This is a genomic window from Moorena sp. SIO3I6 (assembly GCF_010672095.1).
Map to the genome: position 1 here is coordinate 1 of NZ_JAAHHU010000565.1, position 2,786 is coordinate 2,786.

The window sequence follows — 2,786 nt, forward strand, 5'->3', positions numbered from 1 at the left end:
GAGTTCGATCGCCTGAATTACTTTTTGGCGCAGGTCTTCGCTGTAAGGAAAAGGCATGACAGAAATCGGACGATAAGTGGAAGGGCTTTTCGTTTTCTTTGTCCTAACTATGATGGCGACTGCTATACCATAGTTTGGTGGCAATTTTTGGCTATCCCACTTCTACCCCCCTGAACGGTTACGTTCATTCTGGTAAACTGGCGTTACTAAAAAGTGAGGAACAACTGAAAAATATAGAAACCCAAATTACTACCCTCCAAGCGGAACTATCTCAGACTAAAAGTCAGATTAAATCCTTGGAATTTCAGTTAAATCAAAGGATGTTAGCTGCTCCGATCGAGGGAATCGTGTTTCAGTCCCCAATCAAAAGTGCCGGGGCTGTGGTGCAACCTGGAGATACTATAGTCGAGATTGCCCCACAGGGGTCTTTCCTTTCCCTGCGGGCGCAGATCGCTATTTCAGAAAGTGGCTCCTTACGGGAAGGAATGGCAGTGAAAATGAAGTTTGATGCTTATCCTTTCCAAGACTATGGGGTAGTAGAAGGAAAGGTAATCAAAATTTACCCAACCTCCAAGGTGACGGAAACGGAGCAGGGTAAAGTGCCTACTTATGACCTAGAAATTAAACTCAATAAAACCTGTATGCCCACACCAAAGGAATGTATTGCTCTCCGCCCAGGGGAGACTGCAACCGCAGAAGTAATTGTCCGCCAGCGTCGGATTATGGATTTAATTCTGGATCCATTTAAGAAGTTGCAGCAGGGGGGTTTGGAACTATAGCGCCTGACTGCCTGACACATCTATGTGAAAACTAGGCTGATCAGGTTCTACACGCTCCATGACCGGATGCGCGAAAACCAGATCTGGTCGTAGTAATCAGACTTGGCTTTATGGCTAGCAAAGCATGGTTGTGGATCTATTGGCAACAATGGTACTGGCGTTAAAAGTAGCCGACCTTTATTGACTACGCCCTTGAGCCAACGCAGACCAATTTTGAGATAGCTGAGGCCTCGAAACCAATGGGGATCTACCTGTCGCCGTAAGCCAACAAGATTGAACAGCCATGCCTTGGGTGGTGGCGTAAAGCAAGGCCACGGCAGCCACGGGCATAAGCCGCTAAGCGTGCAACAGCTGAGCGAATGCGAGAGTCTTCGAGCTTCTTTGGCTCCGGATTTGCTATCTAAAAATAGTTCCTCTACCCTAAAACGGAAACCGTATTGCCACAAAGAAAGTAAGGTGGGAGGCTCATCGGTAATAACGGCCCAGGGCTCGAAGACCCCTTTGACCTTGGCTAATACAAGATTACAACGATGTACTCCATCTTGCCATAGACCAACATTACGATAAAAGACAGCAACTCCATATGGTGGCCACAGATAGCTGACTTCAACGGGATAGCGATGGGGACCATGAAGCAGTACATCACAGGGCAATCGTAGGCAGTAGTGCCAATTGCTAGCTTGTAACCAACTGATCAGATCGTGGTTTGCTTTGCCCCGATGGGCTTTCAACATCACATCAGGATGTTGACTTCATAGCCACTGGCTTTGACGTAACAAGGGTCGATATGTATCGAAGGCTACTGCCGCGCTGTTGTGTTCCAGTACCCGCCATAGGAATGGTACGGCGCGACCACAACAGACCACCGATAGATGAATCATACAGTAGCGATTCCATAAGACTGTGGTATCGAGGGCAAGATATAGACGGTGGGACTGCCAATCTTTTAAGGCGAGTAATACTAGGGGAATATACAGCGACTTCACACAAATGGCGAGTATTGCTCAAAAAGCGGTGCCAAGGCGCGTTCAACACTTTGGGCAAATTTGGCACGACTCGGGACATAAGGCTCCCAGGCCGGTTGGCAAAACTGGCCACTACAGATTAAGGCGCTCACCATCCAAGCTAGAGCTTTGATGTGACGCAGATCGCGGTAGCGGCTGTATTGACGCAAAAAGCTCATTAGTTGATCATGAAATTGGGTAGAGTAAGACATGCTCAAATTGCTAGTTGTGTAATGGCTCTAGCGTCAGCATAACACTCTGCCCTTTTTCTCATAAACCATGTAATTGCGTGCTTTGAGCCACTTGTGTCAGGCAGCCAGGAGTAAGACGTCTTTCTGGCAATTTTTTGAGTTGGTAAAACCTCACAGTTTCGTGTTGCTGGAGGTGTTTATTGCTTCCCTGATGATCCAGATATTTGGTCTGATTACACCGATATTTACCCAGATAATTTTAGACCGAGTGGTGGTGCAACGGAGCACCCTCACCCTAACTGCTGTGGGGTTAGGATTGCTGATGTTTACTCTGTTTCGGGTGGCGATTACCGGGTTGCGGCAATATTTGCTTGACCACACGGCGAATAAGGTAGACCTAGCACTGATTGTGGGGTTTATCAGCCATACCTTGCGATTACCTTTAGGTTTCTTTGAGTCTCGTTTTGTGGGTGATATTACCTCCCGGATTCAGGAAAATCGTAAAATTGAGCGGTTTCTCACGGGTGAGGCGTTATCTATCCTGCTAGATTTACTAACAGTTTTTATCTATGTGGGGTTGATGTTTTGGTACAGTTGGAAGATGGCGCTGCTAATTTTAGTGATTTTACCACCTTTTTTCCTGCTGGCGTTGATTTCTACACCATTTTTAAAACGAATTTCTCGGGAAGGTGCGATTCGTTGACTATAAACCTTACCCTACAAGGGTTTTGGGGGATTAGCCGCCTGGTCTCAGGAAACTGAACCTTGACAACTTGATAACCATGATGGTGAAAATCCATCCCTCGTGAAAT

The 2,786-nt window shown here is 46.7% G+C and carries 5 protein-coding genes; 2 read left to right on the top strand and 3 right to left on the bottom strand.

All coding sequences use genetic code 11. The features are described 5' to 3' along the window. The first annotated feature begins 137 nt into the window (after positions 1-137). Complete coding sequence (locus tag F6K49_RS39630) at positions 138-779, top strand: HlyD family efflux transporter periplasmic adaptor subunit (RefSeq protein ID WP_293030598.1); 642 nt, start codon at positions 138-140, stop codon at positions 777-779. A 47-nt stretch (positions 780-826) separates the two neighbouring features. On the opposite strand, the gene F6K49_RS39635 is transcribed toward F6K49_RS39630, so the two are convergent. From F6K49_RS39635 to F6K49_RS39645, 3 genes are read right to left on the bottom strand one after another with little or no spacing between them, the layout of a single operon-like run. After that, entirely contained in the window at positions 827-1,513 is a 687-nt protein-coding gene (locus tag F6K49_RS39635; RefSeq protein WP_293030601.1) for a hypothetical protein, read from the bottom strand. An 18-nt stretch (positions 1,514-1,531) separates the two neighbouring features. Next, a complete protein-coding gene (locus F6K49_RS39640; protein WP_293030604.1) occupies positions 1,532-1,765 on the bottom strand; it encodes a hypothetical protein in 234 nt (77 codons plus the stop codon). Next, on the bottom strand, positions 1,762-1,995 hold the full coding sequence (locus F6K49_RS39645; protein ID WP_293030607.1) for a hypothetical protein: 234 nt from the start codon (positions 1,993-1,995) through the stop codon (positions 1,762-1,764). The genes F6K49_RS39640 and F6K49_RS39645 overlap by 4 nt, the downstream gene beginning before the upstream one ends. Positions 1,996-2,068: 73 nt before the next feature. Here F6K49_RS39645 and F6K49_RS39650 point away from each other — a divergent pair, with 73 nt between their 5' ends. Then, the gene (locus tag F6K49_RS39650) at positions 2,069-2,677 is read left to right on the top strand and encodes an ABC transporter transmembrane domain-containing protein (protein ID WP_293030610.1); all 609 of its coding nucleotides are present in this window, start codon (positions 2,069-2,071) and stop codon (positions 2,675-2,677) included. The last annotated feature ends 109 nt before the right edge of the window (positions 2,678-2,786 follow it).

What these genes read in the sequence shown, in the direction of transcription:
- F6K49_RS39635 (WP_293030601.1), bottom strand. Translation starts at nt 1,513, where the DNA reads ATGTTGAAAGCCCATCGGGGCAAAGCAAACCACGATCTGATCAGTTGG.
- F6K49_RS39645 (WP_293030607.1), bottom strand. Translation starts at nt 1,995, where the DNA reads ATGTCTTACTCTACCCAATTTCATGATCAACTAATGAGCTTTTTGCGT.